This window comes from Mesocryomonas lacus (assembly GCF_055730135.2).
The window spans coordinates 373,260-391,398 of the sequence record NZ_JBUZWE020000004.1; the positions used below are offsets into that span (position 1 = coordinate 373,260).

Here is an 18,139-nt window from a genome sequence, read left to right on the forward strand (position 1 = left end):
CGGCATCACTCTTTCGGGTCGATCGCCAGCACCCAGAAAAAATATTCCTCACCCTCGAAACGGCGAAGCTCGGAAGAGGTCAAGAGCAACCGTCCTTCGCTGGCGGTGGCGAGCCCGACGCTGTTGCCGAGATCCTTGTCGCTGTCGCTGACCGGCTTTGCCGGATCATACCGGTTGTCGGCCTGCCCGGTGCGGTAGGTGCGCCCGACAAAGGCTGAGACGCCGGATGTCAGAGGCTTCAGTTCGGCGCGCAGGCGCTCGCCGCTGATCTTCTCGACCACGAGCCCACCGCCCTCGCCCGCCGAGACCGCGCATCGGTGCCGGCCGACGGAACGCGCCGCCTGATTGGAATAGCCGAAATAATAGAGAACGCAGGAGCGCTCGCCCTCGAGCGCGGCCGTCGGGGCGGCGATCGAAGGGGACGGCCGCCCGGTGAGGTTCGCCGCGATCTCGCCGGCGGCGGCACGCGCGGCGCCGGGGCCGGCGGCGAGATCGGCCGAAGCGTTGCGGGCGATGGTCCGGTCGATCTCGAACGGGAGGTCCGTCAGCGATTTCTGGTCGTTGGCGGACAGGGCGGCGAGCGTTGCCGCGCAGTCCGTGGCGCAACCGGCGAAGGCAGGCGATGCGGCTTGCCCGGCCGGCGGCGCCTCGGGCGTCGCGGCCGCGTCGACGGTTGCTGTGTCCGGCGCACGCGCCGCATCAGGCCCCGCGCCTTCGCCGGCGCCGGGAAGAAGATCCTCGCGCGTCTCCCCCTCCGCCTCGGGCGCAGGCCCCGGCACGTTTGGCAGGATCGGCACCGGCGGCGTCACGACGCGCTGGTTCTGCGGCGAGGCAGCGGGGTCGGCGGCAGCACCCGGCGCCGCATCGGTCTCGTCGGGATCGCTGGGGAAGGAGGCGAAGCGTTCGGCAAGCGCGGCCTCGGCTTTGGCGTCCGGCGCTGGCGCCGGAACCGTTGCGGGCGCAGGCGCCTGGGGCGTTGCTTCCGGGGCGGGCGTCGGCGCGGCTTCCGGCGCGGAGATGGCAGGGGACGCAGCCTCACCCGCCGATGCCACCGGCTCCGGCGACGCGGTTCCGGCAACGGCTGGTGCATCGGACGCAGTCGGAGCGGCGGGCGTTGAGGCCTCACCTGCGCCGGCGGCAACCCGTTCGCCCGCCTTCTGCAAGGCCATGGCGCCGCCGATCTCACTCTGGTGCGTCGTCTTGTCGTAGACGCAGACGAGCGAACTTTGCAGGCCGTCGTCCAGCGCCTTGCCGCTGAGGACGGCGAGGCCGTAGCTGGCGGACCCGAAAGGGTCGACGGTGACGATGGGCGCCTCGATCAGCGCCGCCGCCGCCGCCCGGCAGGAGGCCTCGACATCCCGGCGGAAAGCCGCCCACGCATCGGGGCTGGCGGCCGACGCGACGATCGGCGAAAGAGACGCGACCAGCAGAGCGAGGGCGAGCGGGATTTTTTGGGACGGCATCGGCAACTCTTCTGCAGGAGAACGGGACCGTTCTCCCATCCTGCCGTTATCGCTGGAGAAATGGGAGTCATTGAGGCACGGTTTGCAGCATCGGATCGATCTGCTACCTCTCCGTTTACGTTAACGTCAAAGAATGGAGCCGCGCCGATGAGCCTTCCCGCGATTCTCAAAGGTCGGCTGCGGCTTCCGGTCATCGCCGCGCCGCTGTTCATCATCTCGCATCCCAAGCTCGTCATCGCCCAGTGCCAGGCCGGCATCGTCGGCTCGTTTCCCGCGCTCAACGCCCGCCCGGCCGCCCAACTCGACGAGTGGCTGGCGGAGATCACCGAGACGCTCAGCGCCTACGACGCCGCTCATCCAGATGCCCCCTCGGCACCCTTCGCGGTCAACCAGATCGTCCACCGCTCGAACGACCGCATCGAGGCGGACCTGGCGATGTGCGTGAAATACAAGGTGCCGATCGTCATCACCTCGCTCGGCGCAGTGCCCGAGGTGAACGCGGCGGTGCACGGCTATGGCGGCATCACCTTGCACGACGTCATCAACAACCGTTTTGCCCACAGCGCCATCCGCAAGGGGGCGGACGGCCTGGTCGCCGTGGCGACCGGGGCCGGCGGCCATGCTGGCACGCTGTCGCCCTTCGCGCTAATCCAGGAGATCCGCGAATGGTTCGACGGGCCGCTGTTCCTGTCCGGCGCCATCGCCACCGGCGGCGCCGTGCTGGCGGCCGAAGCGATGGGCGCGGACGGCGGCTATATCGGCTCAGCCTTCATCGCCACGGAAGAAGCGCGTGCCAGCGACGCCTACAAGCAAGGCATCGTCGAGGGGAGCGCTGCCGACATCGTCTACTCCAACCTCTTCACCGGCATCCACGGCAACTACCTCAAGGCGTCGATCATCGCCGCCGGCCTCGACCCAAAGCGCCTTCCGGAAAGCGATCCCTCGCAAATGGATTTTGCGGCCGCCGTCGGCGGCGCCAAGGCGTGGAAAGACATCTGGGGCTCCGGCCAGGGCATCGGCGCGGTCAAGGACGTGGTGCCGACAGCTGCGCTCGTCGCCCGCCTCGCCGACGAATACCAAGCCGCCCGCGCCCGCCTCACCCTGTAGGCCGAACCGACCGCCCACAAGGCAATACGCCGCTTGGTCGATTTTGCCGCTGATAACGCAACCCAGCGCGGCGCGCGCGAAATGCCGGCGGCGCTCGCATCGACAAAACTGGTCCGAAACTTTCTGCCGGACGCCCCTCCCCGGCCGATGTCGATTTGCGGCTTGAACTCGTCCCGATTTGTCGGTATCAGATCGCCGTCCGCGGGAAGCCATTTCTGGTCAGGGCATGCCGCTTTAGCTCAGTTGGTAGAGCACGTCATTCGTAATGACGGGGTCAGGTGTTCGAGTCACCTAAGCGGCACCATTTTTTCATTAATGAAAACAATATGTAAGATTACTAGAGTCGTTCTGCTAGGCATCCATGCCAACGTTGAGGTAACCTCCGGGGTAACCATTCCTCCTGATACAACTGCCTTCAAATCGTTGAGCTGCCAGCTTTCTGAAATTGTGAAATCGTCCGGAATCAGGGCACGCTTATGAAACTTCTCATGTCGGCAAGCAGAGAGACTTCGACGGTCAGCGCCGCGTTCAGAAGGTTTTTGCGATTGGTTACACAACCACACACACACAGAAAACGAATAAGCCTTCGCTACACATCCCTATAGGCTTCGTTTGATTTCGACGGAACCGCGTTCAAGTTCTCATGGATATTTTGGCACGGCGGCTTTGCGCCCATCTGAGTAGTCCAAATTGATCCCGCGCTGTCCTGAAACCTGCCGTTCATGAACTAAGCTCCGAACGGCGGTCAAAACGATCGGCACTGGGGCTAAGTAGCCGTTCCAGACCGATCTTTCGAACGGCAGGTCTTGTCAGTAGCCGCCATGCAGACTTTACCAGATCCGCATCGCTGGACTACAAAAGTCGGGCCGACAACGGATTGACAACCTCTCGGAGCAAAATGTTTGGAGCAGCCATCGGTCAAAAACGGGGCGGACGCCTAAGCAACGTGGGAGATCAGCCCACCTTCTCCTTGTGGCACAAGCTCGTGAACATAGTACGGAATGCCAGCGCTGCGGCACTTTCTACCCAGAAACTCGGCCTCGGAACTGTCATGCGTGGAGAGGATCACCTGATAACCTAGCTCGCGCACCATCTGCCGAAGCACGTCCATGAACGCGCTCGCGTGGATTACGTCGTTGTGCTGAAGTGGATCATCGAGGAGCAGGCCCCGCCACCGGGACCATCCGAACGTCGTGCTGGCCGCGAGCAGGGCGGCCACGCTTAGCGCCGAAAGCTGGCCTTCGCTGAAATATAGGTTAGGGTTCATCTCGAGTTGCTTTACCGATCCGTCAGCTTCGCTTCGCACGATCCCGGGGCGCAGCTCGGAACGCGTCACATGATGCTCCGCGCGGTAGATGATCGATGCATCCGCCCAAGTCATTAGCGTCCGGGCAAACCTCTGGATCGTGACGTTAAGCGGCGCCAGCACATCATCAGCATATGACTCCGCTCGCTGCTGGAGCTGGCTGCCAACGGCGTCAATTCGATCCCGCGCTCGTTGCGTAGACTCAAGCTCGCGACGCGCTTCCTCAACGCGTCTTTCCAGCAGCCGGCGGACATCAAGATCGGTTGCGGCGTTCTCAATACGCACGATATCTGCAATCCGCGCCTCGAGCCGGCGCAGCTGCTCGTCGCTCATCCATTTGCGATAGCCGGCAACAAGCTGCTGCTGCCTCTCGCGCACTTGCGAAACCTGCGCCGAACGTTCCTTGATCCGGGCGCGTCTTTGAGCCACTCGCGCTGTGTCGGGTTCCCCGCTCTCGCCAGCATCCATCCATCGCTTGACGAGGGCAGATCTAGTATTGGCCAAACTATCGAGACGAGCGTTGGACGCGGTCTGAGCCTGGGTCTCCCGAACCTCAGCCTCACGTTGGGAGTCCCGCGCCAATCTAGCCTCATCAGCAGTGGCACGTTCGATAGATATTCGTGAGGTGAGGTCGGAGAGCTGGCTCTCTATAGCTGCCTGCTCATTGTCGAGATCGACAAGTAGCCCCTTGTCGTCAACCCATATCTCGGCATGTTGCCGCAATGTGCTCTGTGCCGCCTCAACATCCTCGTGGGCTGCGTCCCTGGATTGCTGGAGCGTGCCACGCTTCGTCAGCTCCGCCTTCAGAACCGCATCAGCTTCCTTTAGGCGCACGTCGATCTGCTCTGGGGTGTCACTGGCGGCGAGCTTCCCATCAGTCTCGACAAGCTTCTGCTCAAGAAAAAGCGTCTCGGACTGGTCGTAGATCCCATCTGCCGAACCTCCCGCTTCGACAAGCTGCTGGCGCAGCTCCTGCTCCCGTGCACGCAAGGTCGCCATCGATGCTTGCAGCTGCTCAAGCTCCGCGATGGCGCGCTCGACATCCACGATCTGACGCCGAAACCCTTCGCTATCCACCCGGGCCTCCGCCAGCGCAGTGGCCAATTGCGATGCAGGCCCAGCATCGGCGGCGCTTTGCTGGGTAGCAAGGTCCGCAAGCCGCCCCGGCGGAAACTCAGAGGCGCAGACGGGACAGGTGACGTCGTCATGCCCCAGACGATGCGCAATAACAGAGACAGCTTCGGAGATGGCCCGTGTGCGATCGTCGAGCGCGCGAAGATCTGCGTTGATGCGCGCGATCATGGCTTGAGCAGCCGCGTCCCGCCCGACCAGAGCTTCGCGCTGCGCCCGCAGGTCCGCCCCTTGCCTGCTCGCAAGAAACGGCGTCAGCCGGTCGATCTCGGCGCGAGTCGCAGTCAGCTTTCCCGAGACTTCGGCCCTGCGTCGCGCAAGCGTGACCCTGTCCGCTAAAGCTCGGCGATCAGCTCGCTGCGCGGTCGCGCGCGCAAGGCCCTCCACCAGAGCATTGATGCTGACCCCGATCCTGCCTAGCTCAGCGTGCGCGCGCTCAAGCTGCTCAGCTGCGTCGCCACGACGCGATTGCGCATCCTCCAGCTGACGAAGAGCGGCCCGCACTCGCGTAAGGATTACAGAGCGTGCCTGCGCCTGCGCAGCTTGGCGCTGAGTGGCGGCCAAATTAGCTGTCACCCGCAAGAGCGAGGCGTCGGCTCCCGCAAGCTTCTCGACGGCTGCGGCCCGGCGCTGCTCGATATCTTCGGCCCTGCTCCGGATAGTCTGCGTCTCTGCGCCGGCTGCGTCGAAATCAGCCGCAATTTTCGCTAGCGTGTCGACGGCCTCGGTGTCGGCCACGCTACGCTGCTCGATTGCGCGAAGAAGCTCGGCGAGTGCCTCGAGCAGCGCCTCTGAAGGTGTGGATGGTTCCGGCATGCTCCAATCGACACCAGGCACCAGCCTAAGGACTTGAGCGCTTGCCAGCTCGACAGCGTTGCGCAGCGCTGCGGGTGAAACAGCTTCGTTCGAAGAGGAAAGCTGCCTGGCGCGATTGCGCTCGGCAAGCAGCGACGTCCAAGCTGCCAGCGACTCTGACGCCTCGCTAAGCCTCTTCGTTCGGCCGTCCAGAGCGCGAGTGAAAGCCCGTCGCACGCCGAGACCGCTCATCCGCTCACGGAGCGCGTTTATGCGGTCCACGCCAGCGGGACCTTTCAGGGCCTCCCACTGCTTCTCAGGCTTGCGAAGAGAGAAGCGCTGCGTCGCTGCCTGTCCCAGAAAGTGGGTGATAGAGAGATAGCCATGGAGATTGGCTATCTTCGCCCACTCCGAGCGCTTCAAAAGCTCCGCGATCGCGTCTTCATCCGGAACGAAGCCGGCGCCACGGTCGATCGGATCGCCGTCGCTGAACTGCAGGCTCACCCGATGGCTGTTCGCGGGCGCTCCGATGCGGGTCAGCGGATCGGGTTCCTTGCGCCGAGCGTCCGTCGGAATGTCCTGAAAGCGGCTGACCTGATTGGTGAGCGCCCACTCCACGCCATCGAAGAAGCTGGTCTTTCCGAGGCCGTTCGCTCCGGTGATCAGCGTGACACCCGGCCCGTCCGGAAGCTCAAAGGCGTAGCTGTTACCATAGATGCGGAAGTTCGAAAGCTCGACGCTGCGCAGGTAAAGCTCGCTCATGCCGGTGCCCCCCGCTCCAGCTCGATGAGCCGCTCAACGAGTTCGCCGAAGTCAAAATCAGGATCCTCGATTGCCTCCTCCCACCCAATAGGAAGACTAATGTTGGCCATGCTGTCGAGTTGCTGCGTAAGCTGCTCCGCTGGCCAAGGCCGAGCGATGAAGGTGCGTTCGAGAAAGCCTTTGGCGTCGTCAAGCGTGGGTGATCCCTCGAAAAGCCAGACCAGCTTTCGACACGTCCGATCATCTGCTTCGATCTCTGCTGCGAGCTGGCGCCATGCCGGATCTCGCAAGGCCCCGCTCGGCGCCGCCACAAATAGCTGCAGGTTCGGCGCATCGGAGCCCAGCCACGAACGAGCGATGGTCGCTTGGTTGCGATAACGACGCATCTGCTGATCAACGCTCGTTTTCAACGCTGATCCATCGAGCATTCCGAACAGCACGGGTATGCCGTCCAAGGTCGTTGCGGCGACGTGGTGCGGGAGATCGCTTTCACGCCGACCAATTGTGCCGCCGGCGATCGCGTCGCTAAGCACCTCCGAGTTGAACCTTGATCCGCTGAGCTCGTCGGGAGCTTCAGTCACGAACGCGCCTATGCCTTGCGCGGCCTCGATCATGAGCAGCATCAGCGGAAGAATCTCACGCTGCATCACTAGCCACCTCCTCGAGCATCGGTGCTGCGGTCTGATTGCGCCAACGAAAGATCGACTGAAAGTATTCTTGCAGTTCAGGCTCACCCGCCTCTAGAGCCATAACAAAGCTCTCATCCGCACCGATAATCAGGGGGTTCTCGATTGCCGAGATGGTGCCGACTGCTGGTGCGTCTGAAATGCTCCGATCCATCCTGAGCTCACCTTCCATCATCCGCACGGCCTCCTGCAACTGCGAAAGCAGCACCACGCCCGTGGTCCAAGCTTGATCCATCACGCAGCGCGTGCCGAGTCTGCGTTCATTGATCCAGCTTACGCCGCAGCTGTGGCCTGTCATCGAATCGTAGGCGACGTTGCCCGGATAGAGGCCCGTCGGTGACATAGGCATTCCCGAGCAGACCGCGAAAGCCAACGCGAAAATCGTCGATTTCGTCATAAACGGTCGCAGCGTCTTTGGCCCGAGCCCAACAAGCGCCGCCTCGCCAGCTGGCTCCCGATCGTCCTCCGAGGTGAGCAGGCGAAGGAAGCGCCGACAAAGCGCTTCATCGGCCGCGAGCGCAGCATGCCACTCGCTCCATCGATCCCAAAGACGCGCGCGGAGGGCTGGCTCGATTGGCCAGCCGGTCGGAGCCGCCGGAGGACCGAGTATCTCGTAAAGAACGGCGTGCAGCTGGCGCAGAACCTCGCGATCGAGCCGGCTCTGGATGGTTGCCACAAGCAAGGGCGCGGCGAGCTGGACTGCCGGACCGATGACGGCAGCATCCTGCCACTCAGCGACGGCACAGCGAATCTGGAGATCAGGGCCTGGCAGCGCCTTGCTGGCGCAAAGCGCGCCCAAGCTTGCGCGCCAGCTAGCAGCATCCTTCGTGTAGAGCGTGAAGCCGGCAGCATGGGCTCCGAGCCGAGCGAGCGCCGCGGCGAGCGGAGCAGCATCGACAGCGGAGATCTCGCTGTGAAGGGCGACGCTTCTTCCTCCCGACCAAATCTGGCCTGCATCGTCGGGCCCGAGCTCACAAGACCAAACAACAGCGCCCGCAGCGCCAGAGGCAAGGCTGATAGTCAGAGGCCCCGCGGCGGGCGCTGGCGCCACCGGCTCCGGCTCGACCGCCGGGCCTGGACCTAGACCAGTAAACCGCGCTGCGGCGCTTGCCGTCAGCGCCGGTGACTCTGGTCGAGTCGCGGATAGCGGCGGGTTCACCGCTCCGGGGTAGGCGGCAAGAACATCCTGAAATGGATCAAGGTTTGGCGCTGAGTCGGGGCCAAGTCGAAGAAACCGGCGAAACGGCTCGAACGGGGGCTGCCCGGTGAGGGTGATCGCCCCGCGCTTCGGTATGTTACCTTCGAACTCCACGCCGGTTGTGACGGTGATCGCCTTGCTGCCTATCTCGCGGTCGGCCTCTAGCACAAGGTAGACGGCGAGGCGATTGTGAAGCGCGCTTGTCCTCCGAAGCAGGCGCGGCTCTCGGGTATGAAAATGGATGCGCACTGCAGGGCGCAGCCTTTCGGCAATCTCATGCCATACGGCCGCGGGCATAATCGGAGTAAGGCGGGCGCGATAAGCGGCGAGGACGTCAATATCCGCTCCTGCTGTCCACGCCTCCTGCTCGATCGCCTCAAGCTCAGCGCGTGCCGGTCCGAGATCGAGACCCATGAGCATGGCGCCGATCTCGTGATGCTCGAGCGCGTTGAAGGCCGCCATGAGGAAATCGACCAAGCCCCCATCGCCATTGCCTGAAACGAACAGCAACGGGTTCTGAAGCTGGGTATGGATAGGCCCCGCCAGGCCCGAAGGTGCCCAGTATGTCGGTGTCTCGCCGTCAAGATGAGCTTCAAGGCCAAAGCCGATAGCCAGAATGACGACATCGTAGATGCGCCTAACGGCAGAGCCCTTGTCGACCACGACCCTGATCGGGCCAAGCGTGCTTGGCACAAGCTTGGTCACGGTCTGGTCCGAGTGCAGTGTCAATACGGTGTTGTGCCGCGCCGCCTCGAACTCAGCTCGCAGCATTGCGGCGACATCCCCGGCCGGACCAGCAGTCCAGTTCATGATCGGGAGGCCTGCATCTTTGGAGTCGGATCCCGCCGCAGGCCAATCGTAAAAATGCGGATGAAGAAAGCGCCGGCTTCCGTGCTGCAGCGAAAGGATGCCTGAGCTCCGCTCGAAGAGATCCAGCCATTCGAGCTCAGGGCAGGCTCGCGCAAGCGCTACTGCGGCCGTGATGCCCGCTGCGCCTCCGCCAATGATCGCGACCTTGCCGCCTCTGGGTCGGATAAGGCTCTCCGAAAGCATCGCATCAACGAGATTGAGTGCTCGCACCTGCTGTGCGTAGACGGTGACACGTTTCTCGAAACTCCCTAGCACGAGAATGCTCTGAGTCCCTGGAATTTTGGCGTTCTGAATGATCTGCTGGGGCGTCATGTCAGGGGCGTTCGAACATCTGTGACGAATCGCTTTCGGCAACAGGCACACACCACCGATACGGTCTCGGTCTGGCCTTCCATTTTCATAGCAGCTTGATAGCGAACTGCCGGGATTCTTCGCATCTAAATCTTATCCGGATTTCTTGCGGGACACGAGGGTGCAAGAGGCAAAGCTTCAGATACAAGTTGGCCGTGCTGAGCGAAGCGGTGCGGCAGCCAATTTCGAAGGTCCGCTTCAAAGTCTGCCACTGGCCGCAAAACAGCCGAAGGTAGGACGCGTTGCTGTCGGCAGACAGAGGATTGTGCCGGCGGCAGTTTCCGGCGGAAGCTGCCTTCGAACGCTTGGCCATCGAACGGCGCATGTTGGTCGTGTGCCGAACGTCAGCTTTCCACCGTTGCGTCCTTGAAGCGGACCATCAGCTTACGGCCCGTCTGCGCCATCGGAAACGATTTCCGCTACGCACCCATTGTCGCCCTCTCGAGTATATCGCTTTTCCCCACAAGCCACCAATCACTCCATCTAAAGATCCTGCCTAAGCGTCGGTTTAGTAATCGGGTGAATGCGGCGAAGTAACAGCAGGCCAGGCGCTGAGAGGCACAAAACGAGAAAGCGCCTTTGGTAGGAAGATTACCAGCTTGAACGACACTGCCTAATCTCAGTCCTTGTCGGGGGAGATGCCCGGTCAGGCGGAGAGGCAGCAAAGTAATACCGTTAGAGATTTTACGCCTTACTTCGCTCGCCCTAGCCTCGCGCCGCTGTCGATTTTTATAGCTCAGCATATCCCGGGAACACGGAATACCACCTGGAATGCACTTGCTGGTTCATCGTCGTCACCGATCCCGATTGTGACCGATCTGGAGCTTCTGCCCGGAGGGACCGGGAAGCGCCGGTGCGCTGTCGATGCGGGTGAGTTCGGCGAAGACGTCGTCAGAGGAAGCGCGGTTGCCGCCGATACCGGCTTCGAGAAGGGCGCGGTCGAGGTCGCTTCCCGATTCCAGCGCCTGCATTTCGGCGCCGGCCTGAATGCGGCCAGCCGTCATCTCCTGGCGCTTCTTCACACGCTCAAGTGATTCCATCGCGCTGCCGAGGCGTGAATTGACGCCGGCATGGCTGGACGCGATGGCGGACTGGGCCTTCAGCAGCGACTCGTTGGCCTTCACGCCATCGACCTCGCGCCGCATCGTCTGGATGCGCGTCTCGGTGTCCTGGACGGCGCGGATCATTTGACCCTGCTGTGCCTGCAGACGGTCGTGCTCGGCTTGGTCTCGGCCGATGTCGGCGCGGGCAGCGGAAACGCGGTCGGCAAGACCCCGGGCCAGATCCTCGCGACCGGCCGCCATCGCCGCGCGAGCGCTATCCATGTCCTTGGCTTCCTTGGCCTTCGCCTCCTCGATCCGGCGGGCCAGCACCTTTGTCGTCGCCATGATGCCGGCGAGATCGGAGCGCGCGCGCCGGAGCGCCGTATCGGCGTCGCGGATTTCCTGGTCGAGGATGCGCAGCGCCTGCGTATCGGCAGCGTTCTCGGCCACCTCGTTGACGCCGCCGCGCACGGCGGAAAACAGTTTGCCCCAGACGCTCATGCCGCAATCTCCCCGTTCTTCCATTCCTCGATGAGATGTGCCGCGTCCTCCGCATTCGAGACGAGCACCGCAACCTCCTCGATCACGACCTCGGCCGAGGACAGGGCCGACAGCGATCCGAACAGTTCATACCATTCCTCGCCGTTGATGATCGAGATGCCGAAGGTCGAAAGCGGTACCAGCTTATGCGTCTTGAGGATCAAACGCTCGAACGCCTCGCGGTTCGGGATGGAGGAAGCCGGGGCCAGCATGACGCTCGCCATCACCTGATCGCCGCCGGCGGTGACAAACACGTCGAGGAAGCCCTTTTCCTTGATCGTGACGCAGAGGACGTCTCCTTCCGGCGGGATGCTAACGTCGACGTCGCCGAGCGCTGCTGGGTCGGACGCGAAGAGCTCTGTCAATGTATTGAGGTTCCAGACTGTCACGCGATCAATTCCCCCTGTGTTTCGACGCGCCCACCTTCAAAAGGTCCCCGCGCGCGATATCTAGTGGCGAACCTCTATAGAACCAAGGCGGGAAACATGATCGGACGGCTCTTCGGCTGGGGATCGGGTTCGAAAGGCGAGGCGGCTGGCGCGCTGGCGCCCGAGCACGGCCCGCTCGGCGTCGTCCTCGGCGGCGGGGTCGAGATCGACACGCTGGGACTGCAGGCCGACACCGTGGGGTCGTCGCCCGCGATGCCGGTGCCGGCGGGCGGCATGATGATCGTCGCGGCCTATGGGGAGGCGCGCCTCGACGCCACCACCGTTCTCTCCCGCTACTACGACGACGGCGACACCATCCTGCAGGTCATGTCGGCCTCGGCCCAGCCCGGCGAGGAGATCTTCGACGTCAGCCTCTATCAGCCCTGGGACAGCGTCGTCCCCGCGAACGCTGCCGAATGGGCGGAATGGCGCGGACCGCGCGGCACGATCGGCCAGCCGCGCTACGACGCTGACGGCATCCTCTTCGACCGTTTCTGGGGCGAGGGAGAGGGCCGGGCCGACCTCGTCGAATTCGTCGAGGACATCGTCGACGGGCGGGTCCGGCGTTCCATCCACCAGTCATGCATGCTCTATGCGCGCATGCTGGGCACGCGGCAGGAGATGCTGCTCATCAATATCGAGCGCGACCTCGCCGACCGCGACTCACGGCAGGGCGCCTCGATCGAGTTTATCCTCGGCTATGGCCTTCTGCCCGGCGACGTCCGCCGGCTTTGACAGCCTGCCTGCACCCCGTGTTGGGTGTGCCGGCCTCTTTCAGTGTTCCGCCGGCGGCGCCGGTTTCTTGCTTCTTTCCGCCGGCGCTGCCGGCTTCGTTCGGAGTTCGCCCATGTTCGGATATGTCGCCGGCCTGCCGGCTTTCCTGGCCTACTTCGCGACGGGTCTTGCCGCGCTCGCGCTTTTTGCCGTCGCCTATTCTGCCGCGACCCCTCATCACGAGCTTCGCCTTATCCGAACTGGCAATACCGCGGCCGTCGTCGCCTTTCTCGGCGCCATTATCGGCTTCTCGCTGCCGCTGGCATCGGCTGCGGCCAATTCCGTCAGCATCATTGATTTCGTGATCTGGGCCGTCGTTGGCGGCCTCGTCCAGGGCGTCGCGTTCCTCCTTGCTACACTTACCATGTCCGGCCTCCCCGCGCGCATCACGGCAGGCGAGATGGCGGGCGGCACCTGGGCGGCAGGTATCGCGGTCGCAGTCGGCATGCTGAACGCCGCCTGCATGACCTATTGAGGAGGCCCGCATGACCAGACGCTTCACCGGGCGCCGGCCGCCCATCCTCGTTCTCGGCACGATCGCCGCGAGCGGGCTGGTGCTCTCCTCCTGCGGCGACACACCGCCTGCCGAAACCGTATACAATTCTGCGGCACAATGCATCGCGGCCGGCGTCGACAGCGACATCTGCAACGCCGAGTACCAACAGGCGCTGCAGCAGCATGTCCAGAACGCGCCGAAGTTCAACGCGATGGCCGTCTGCGAAGCCGAATACGGCGAGGGCCGCTGCATGGAAGCGGCCGCGCAGGGCAGCACGGGGACCGGGACCGGCGGCTTCTTCGTCCCCTTCATGACCGGCTATCTCGTCTCCTCGGCGATCTCGAACCTCACGAACTACGCCGCCTACCGGAACTACCGGCGCGACACCGGCTACAATTCCGCGCCGATCTATACCGGGCGCGGCGGGCAGACTTACCGTAGCGATCCACCGGCGATCGGCCAGCCGCCGCAGCCAAGGCCCTACAACGTCAACACGCGGACGGTGTCGCGGCAGGGTTTCGGCGGGCTGTCGTCGAACCGCGGCTTCTCCTTCGGCGGCTGAGGATGCGCCGCGTAGCAATCCCCGAGCGCGAAGGCTGGCGGGAAAAGGCGGAGGCCGTCGGCTTTGGCTTCCACGAGATGTATGGCGAGCCCTATTGGCTTGACGACGTCGCCTACCTCTTCACCATGGAGGAGATCGAAACGCAGATCGAGGCGCCGAGCGAGGAGCTTCACGCGCTTTGCATGGACCTCGTCGGCGATGTCGTCGCCAGCGAGCGGGACCTCGAGCGGCTTGCCATCCCGCCGGAGCTCTTCGACGCCGTGCGGTCTTCGTTCGAGAGCCGGCAGCGCCATCTCTACGGCCGCTTCGACCTCGCCTATACCGGGACGGGTCCGGCGAAGCTGCTGGAATATAATGCCGACACGCCGACCGGCGTCTTCGAAAGCGCCTACTTCCAGTACAACTGGCTGACCGACCAGATCGCGCTTGGTCGCCTGCCTAGCGGCGCTGACCAGTTCAATCTATTGCAGGAAAGCCTGATCGAGACCTTCGCGACATTCCCGAAAGGGCCGATCTTCCATTTTGCCGTGGTAACGGAAAACGAGGAGGACCGCGGCACCGTCGCCTATCTCATGGACTGCGCGATCCAGGCCGGGCACGCGACAGAGCTGATAGACATCTCCGACATCGGCATCGACCCCGTCGGCCGCTTCACCGACCCCGCCGATCGCGTCATCGACCGCTGCTTCAAGCTCTACCCCTGGGAGGACATGCTGCGCGAGCCTTTCGCCAAGCACCTCTCGACGTCGGGAACCGAATTCGTCGAGCCAGCCTGGAAGGCGATCCTCTCGAACAAGGGCATCCTGCCGCTCCTCTGGGAGCGGCATCGGGGTCATCCGAACCTGTTGCCTGCATTCTTCTCGGACGACCCTCGCGCCTCGAACCTTGACGCCGCCGTACGCAAGCCGCTGCATTCGCGCGAGGGCGAGAACATTGCCATCACCGAAGGAGGCGAGGAAACCGACAGCACCGAGGGCGACTACGGCGACGGCCCGACCATCCTGCAGGAACTGACGCCGCTCTTCAAAGCCGAAGGGCAATACGCCGTGCTGGGTCCCTGGATCGTCGGTGACAAGGCCGCAGGCCTCGGCATCCGCGAGGACCGCTCGCGCATCACCCGCAACCTCTCCCGCTTCGTGCCACACGCCATCCTCGACGAGGCGGACTATGCTGCTTTCGAGTAATGCGTTGAAGTGCTGGCGAGCTTCGGTGGCGCTGAATACGGCCCGCGGGATTGAGTTGGGTCGCGTTCAAGGATCGACAGATCATAATGCTCCGGCTTTCGCGTCGCCTTGACCCATCTTTAGATAAACGAAGTTCGAGGCCGATCAGCTCGGGCTAGCTGCGACGCAGCAGATAGCGATGATGGTCGACACGCTCGTGGACGAATTCGCGGGCGACTTTGTCGTACTTACGCAGCACCGTCAGCAGCTTCACCTGCTTGACGCAGTTTGCGAACAGGACGTGCGTGCCGCCCGTTTTCCGTCGAAACGATGTTCGTTTCCACCTTGCCTCTCATGCCGCTTCCACGGCAACCAGAACGGCGTAGCCAGCCGCCGCAAGCGTTCTGACGTCCCTCTTCGTCAGTTGCGGATAGCACCCTACCTTGCTGTCGGAACGGCCGCGGGAATGCTCCGAAGCGGCGGCTCCTTCGACGAAGGCAGCGACGAACTGCTAGATTTCAGTGCTTTCTGCGAGTGCCAGGGCATCCTCTACATCAACACCGAGGTAACGAACCGTGCTCTCGATCTTGGTGTGCCCAAGAAGGATCTGCCCGGCCCGAAGGTTGCCGGTTGCCTTGTAGATGATCGATGCCTTCGTCCTTCGAAGCGAATGCGTACCATAGTCCTCTTTTCGAAGGTCGATTCCCGTTACCCATTCGTCGGTGAGGCGGGCGTACTGGCGTGTGCTCAATTGAGCTGAATGATCAATGCGGATCGGGAAGGCGTAGTCGTCGATAGTCCCGCCGCGACGTTCCAACCATGAACGAAGGCTTCCTCGCGCCGCTTCCAAGAGCTCGAACTGCACAGGCCGCTTCGTTTTTCGTGGCACGACAATGGCCCGGGCCCGGACGCGCCCTCCCGACACGAGGTCGCCGATCTTGACTTTGACGACGTCACAGCCGCGCAGCTTGCTGTCGATGTCAAGATCGAAGAGCGCTCGGTAGTGCACCCGGCCTTCGTGATCGAGCCAGAAGCGGAGCGCCCAAACTAGTGGTGCCTTCAGCGCAGTTTCGCGCCAACCGTTCTTCCAGCGTTCCAAGCTTTCCGGTCGCCAATGACCGGATCAAACTGTGAATGTTCCATCGTCGTTCTCCCACGGCCAAAATGGCCGAAGGGAGACCTGATTTCAGTTTTGGATTGGCTTCTCCGCGCCGACCGGCAGCGACCCATCATTGTCATTGTCGAGCAATCAATGGTGTTCCAAAAGCGAGATTGTGCTTCGCAGGTCGCGGCTGCCCGGCTCCAATTTAAGGCCATCTGTAGCATCGACAATCTATCGATGAGACATGACCGTTCTCGCCAAGGGCCAGTAAATCCGGCAGGTCTTGGCAACGAAAAGGTAAAAACGTCCCAAGGAAAGCAACCTGTCAAAGCTAGATAAACGATTATCCCGCAATAGAGGCCGATTTGATCAAACCAGCGAAACTTTCGGGGGCGCAACTTGGTGTTAACCCCGTCAACGTTCTTCCATCTTGCAGAAACGGATTAGGTGGCTAATTCATGATCGGGAAAGTTGATGGGGAGCAGATCAGCAGTGATCGCAAACCAGAGGCCCCCATGACAGCCCTTCACCTCGCAGTCACTGACAATCGACTGCCGCCCGAAGCGGATGTCGTGCTGGATAGCCTGTCCCATCCCGTACTGGCTTTGGACCACGACGAGGAACTGACATACGCGAACGCCTCGGCCCAAGGCTTGCTAGGAGGCTGGATCGTCGGCCTCCGTTTTAGGGATGTGTTTCCCGAACATAAGGATCCGCTCGACCGTCTAGCCGCCGAAGGCAAGCCGTTCATGGTCACCTCGAAGGAGAACTCCCGCTTTAGGGCATTTCTCGGCGCGGCCACCAAGACGGGGCGCGTGTTAAGCCTTTTTCCAGACGACATGGAAGCTTTATCCGTGGTCGTCGACAAGGACGAGCTTACCGGCTTGCTTAAGCGCAGCGGTCTCAGTGCGGGGCTCGAGAACGCTCTTGCCGTTTCTCCTAGCGAGCAGCGTTGCGTAGCGGTGCACTGCATCGATCTCGATAGGTTCAAGATCATCAACGACACTCTCGGCCACGGGATCGGCGACTTGCTTCTGCAGAAGGTGGCGAACCGGATCCGGTCGGCATGCCGAAAGGACGACTGTGTCGCCCGTATCGGCGGTGATGAGTTCGTGGTCGTCCAGACAGGTATCGTCGATCAACAGGATACGGAGCGGCTGGCCTCCCGGCTCGTGGACTTAATTGGCAGGACCTACGTGTTGAGTGGCCACACAGTAAACATCGGCGCCAGCGTCGGAGTCGCAATCGCAGAGCCCGGCAACGGACCCCGCGACTTGCTCAGGAACGGCGATCTCGCCCTATATGAAGCCAAGCGAGCCGGACGCGGTCGGTTTCGCGTCTTCGAAGCGGGCATGGACGCGGCCCTCCGCGACCGCCGGGAACTTGAGATCGACCTTCGCCGAGCGCTCGCCCTGCTACAGTTCGATGTCCACTACCAGCCGTTCGTCGACCTCCAGTCGAACAAGGTCATGGGGTTCGAGGCTCTCATCCGCTGGCACCATCCCGTTCGGGGGCGGGTATCGCCGGTCGACTTCATTCCGCTTGCTGAAGAGACGGGCCTCATCTGCAAGATCGGGGAATGGGTGCTTCGTACCGCTTGCTCCACAGCCATGACGTGGCCGGACGAGATGACGGTCGCCGTAAACGTGTCGCCTGTCCAGTTCAAGTCCGATGCCCTCGTCGAAACCGTACTCTCGGCGCTTGCCCATGCGGGACTACCTCCTCACAGGCTGGAGATCGAGATCACCGAAGGTGCGCTCCTCGACAATACGGAAAACGTGCTGCGGACACTGCACGCCCTACGCGATCTCGGGGTGAATATATCGATGGACGACTTCGGTACGGGCTACTCCTCGCTGAGCTACCTCCAAAAGTTTCCCTTCAGCAAGATCAAGATTGACCGATCCTTCGTCCAAGGTGCCAGCGAAGGCGGGGATAGCGAAGCCATCCTCAAGGCGATCGCAGTCCTTGGACAGAGCCTCGGAATGTCGATCACCGCCGAGGGGGTCGAGACCCAGGAGCAGCTCGCCCATATCCGCGGAGAGCACTGCACCCATGTCCAAGGCTTCTTCACGGGCCGCCCCATGTCGGCGGACAGCATCCCTAGTTTCCTCGCCTCGTGAGAACCAACATGCCAGACACACTGTACCAACTCGTCTACTACAGCCGTAACGAGATCTCGGCAGACAATGCGGACTTTGCGGCCGAGGTGAACTCCATCCTCGAGACCAGCCGCCGCAACAACGAGGCCGTCGGCATTACCGGCGCGCTGCTATTTAACGCCGGCGTCTTCGCACAAGTATTGGAAGGCCCGCTGGCAGCCGTTGAGGCTACCTTCGAGCGGATCCAGCAGGACTATCGC

The 18,139-nt window shown here is 62.7% G+C and carries 13 protein-coding genes, 1 tRNA gene and 1 pseudogene; 8 read left to right on the forward strand and 7 right to left on the reverse strand.

Translation table 11 applies throughout. From position 1 onward, the window contains the following. Window positions 1–5: 5 nt before the first annotated feature. Window positions 6–1,463, reverse strand: a complete 1,458-nt coding sequence (locus tag ACZLZY_RS09020) for a hypothetical protein (protein WP_472933889.1) — start codon at window positions 1,461–1,463, stop codon at window positions 6–8. Between the two features lie 147 nt (window positions 1,464–1,610). Here ACZLZY_RS09020 and ACZLZY_RS09025 point away from each other — a divergent pair, with 147 nt between their 5' ends. Both ACZLZY_RS09025 and ACZLZY_RS09030 read left to right on the forward strand, forming a co-directional pair. Beyond that, window positions 1,611–2,570 (forward strand): NAD(P)H-dependent flavin oxidoreductase, encoded by a 960-nt coding sequence (locus ACZLZY_RS09025; protein ID WP_472933890.1) that lies wholly within the window; start codon window positions 1,611–1,613, stop codon window positions 2,568–2,570. Between the two features lie 228 nt (window positions 2,571–2,798). After that, window positions 2,799–2,874, forward strand: a tRNA-Thr gene (locus tag ACZLZY_RS09030). A gap of 633 nt (window positions 2,875–3,507) precedes the next feature. Here the strand turns inward: ACZLZY_RS09030 and ACZLZY_RS09035 are convergent. The 5 genes from ACZLZY_RS09035 to ACZLZY_RS09055 all read right to left on the reverse strand — a co-directional run bounded on the left by ACZLZY_RS09035 (window position 3,508) and on the right by ACZLZY_RS09055 (window position 11,641). Then, a complete protein-coding gene (locus ACZLZY_RS09035) occupies window positions 3,508–6,564 on the reverse strand; it encodes an AAA family ATPase (protein ID WP_472933891.1) in 3,057 nt (1,018 codons plus the stop codon). Beyond that, entirely contained in the window at window positions 6,561–7,211 is a 651-nt protein-coding gene (locus ACZLZY_RS09040; protein ID WP_472933892.1) for an ABC-three component system middle component 1, read from the reverse strand. The genes ACZLZY_RS09035 and ACZLZY_RS09040 overlap by 4 nt, the downstream gene beginning before the upstream one ends. Further along, window positions 7,201–9,672: an ABC-three component system protein gene (locus ACZLZY_RS09045; protein ID WP_472933893.1), complete on the reverse strand. Its 2,472-nt coding sequence runs from the start codon at window positions 9,670–9,672 to the stop codon at window positions 7,201–7,203. Before ACZLZY_RS09045 ends, ACZLZY_RS09040 begins: the two co-directional genes overlap by 11 nt. Window positions 9,673–10,463: 791 nt before the next feature. Next, complete coding sequence (locus tag ACZLZY_RS09050) at window positions 10,464–11,213, reverse strand: PspA/IM30 family protein (RefSeq protein ID WP_472933894.1); 750 nt, start codon at window positions 11,211–11,213, stop codon at window positions 10,464–10,466. Continuing rightward, on the reverse strand, window positions 11,210–11,641 hold the full coding sequence (locus ACZLZY_RS09055; RefSeq protein ID WP_472933895.1) for a YjfI family protein: 432 nt from the start codon (window positions 11,639–11,641) through the stop codon (window positions 11,210–11,212). The genes ACZLZY_RS09050 and ACZLZY_RS09055 overlap by 4 nt, the downstream gene beginning before the upstream one ends. 96 nt (window positions 11,642–11,737) lie before the next feature. Here ACZLZY_RS09055 and ACZLZY_RS09060 point away from each other — a divergent pair, with 96 nt between their 5' ends. From ACZLZY_RS09060 to ACZLZY_RS09075, 4 genes are all read left to right on the forward strand, one after another. Then, window positions 11,738–12,415, forward strand: coding sequence for a DUF2491 family protein (locus ACZLZY_RS09060; protein ID WP_472933896.1), 678 nt, complete (start codon window positions 11,738–11,740; stop codon window positions 12,413–12,415). A 112-nt stretch (window positions 12,416–12,527) separates the two neighbouring features. Next, window positions 12,528–12,929 (forward strand): DUF350 domain-containing protein, encoded by a 402-nt coding sequence (locus ACZLZY_RS09065; RefSeq protein ID WP_472933897.1) that lies wholly within the window; start codon window positions 12,528–12,530, stop codon window positions 12,927–12,929. Between the two features lie 10 nt (window positions 12,930–12,939). Further along, a complete protein-coding gene (locus tag ACZLZY_RS09070; protein ID WP_472933898.1) occupies window positions 12,940–13,512 on the forward strand; it encodes a DUF1190 domain-containing protein in 573 nt (190 codons plus the stop codon). A gap of 2 nt (window positions 13,513–13,514) precedes the next feature. Continuing rightward, entirely contained in the window at window positions 13,515–14,696 is a 1,182-nt protein-coding gene (locus ACZLZY_RS09075) for a glutathionylspermidine synthase family protein (RefSeq protein WP_472933899.1), read from the forward strand. 490 nt (window positions 14,697–15,186) lie between these two features. Here the strand turns inward: ACZLZY_RS09075 and ACZLZY_RS09080 are convergent. Beyond that, window positions 15,187–15,818, reverse strand: a pseudogene (locus tag ACZLZY_RS09080) (tyrosine-type recombinase/integrase). A 417-nt stretch (window positions 15,819–16,235) separates the two neighbouring features. Here ACZLZY_RS09080 and ACZLZY_RS09085 point away from each other — a divergent pair. After that, entirely contained in the window at window positions 16,236–17,900 is a 1,665-nt protein-coding gene (locus ACZLZY_RS09085) for a putative bifunctional diguanylate cyclase/phosphodiesterase (protein WP_472933900.1), read from the forward strand. 8 nt (window positions 17,901–17,908) lie between these two features. Continuing rightward, window positions 17,909–18,139: BLUF domain-containing protein (locus ACZLZY_RS09090; protein ID WP_472933901.1), on the forward strand; the 231-nt coding region annotated here is incomplete at its 3' end.

Excerpts from the sequence above, each read along its gene's own strand:
- ACZLZY_RS09020 (WP_472933889.1), bottom strand. The coding sequence starts at position 1,463 with ATGCCGTCCCAAAAAATCCCGCTCGCCCTCGCTCTGCTGGTCGCGTCT.
- ACZLZY_RS09025 (WP_472933890.1), top strand. The coding sequence starts at position 1,611 with ATGAGCCTTCCCGCGATTCTCAAAGGTCGGCTGCGGCTTCCGGTCATC.
- ACZLZY_RS09035 (WP_472933891.1), bottom strand. The coding sequence starts at position 6,564 with ATGAGCGAGCTTTACCTGCGCAGCGTCGAGCTTTCGAACTTCCGCATC.
- ACZLZY_RS09040 (WP_472933892.1), bottom strand. The coding sequence starts at position 7,211 with ATGCAGCGTGAGATTCTTCCGCTGATGCTGCTCATGATCGAGGCCGCG.
- ACZLZY_RS09050 (WP_472933894.1), bottom strand. The coding sequence starts at position 11,213 with ATGAGCGTCTGGGGCAAACTGTTTTCCGCCGTGCGCGGCGGCGTCAAC.
- ACZLZY_RS09060 (WP_472933896.1), top strand. The coding sequence starts at position 11,738 with ATGATCGGACGGCTCTTCGGCTGGGGATCGGGTTCGAAAGGCGAGGCG.
- ACZLZY_RS09065 (WP_472933897.1), top strand. The coding sequence starts at position 12,528 with ATGTTCGGATATGTCGCCGGCCTGCCGGCTTTCCTGGCCTACTTCGCG.
- ACZLZY_RS09070 (WP_472933898.1), top strand. The coding sequence starts at position 12,940 with ATGACCAGACGCTTCACCGGGCGCCGGCCGCCCATCCTCGTTCTCGGC.
- ACZLZY_RS09075 (WP_472933899.1), top strand. The coding sequence starts at position 13,515 with ATGCGCCGCGTAGCAATCCCCGAGCGCGAAGGCTGGCGGGAAAAGGCG.
- ACZLZY_RS09085 (WP_472933900.1), top strand. The coding sequence starts at position 16,236 with ATGATCGGGAAAGTTGATGGGGAGCAGATCAGCAGTGATCGCAAACCA.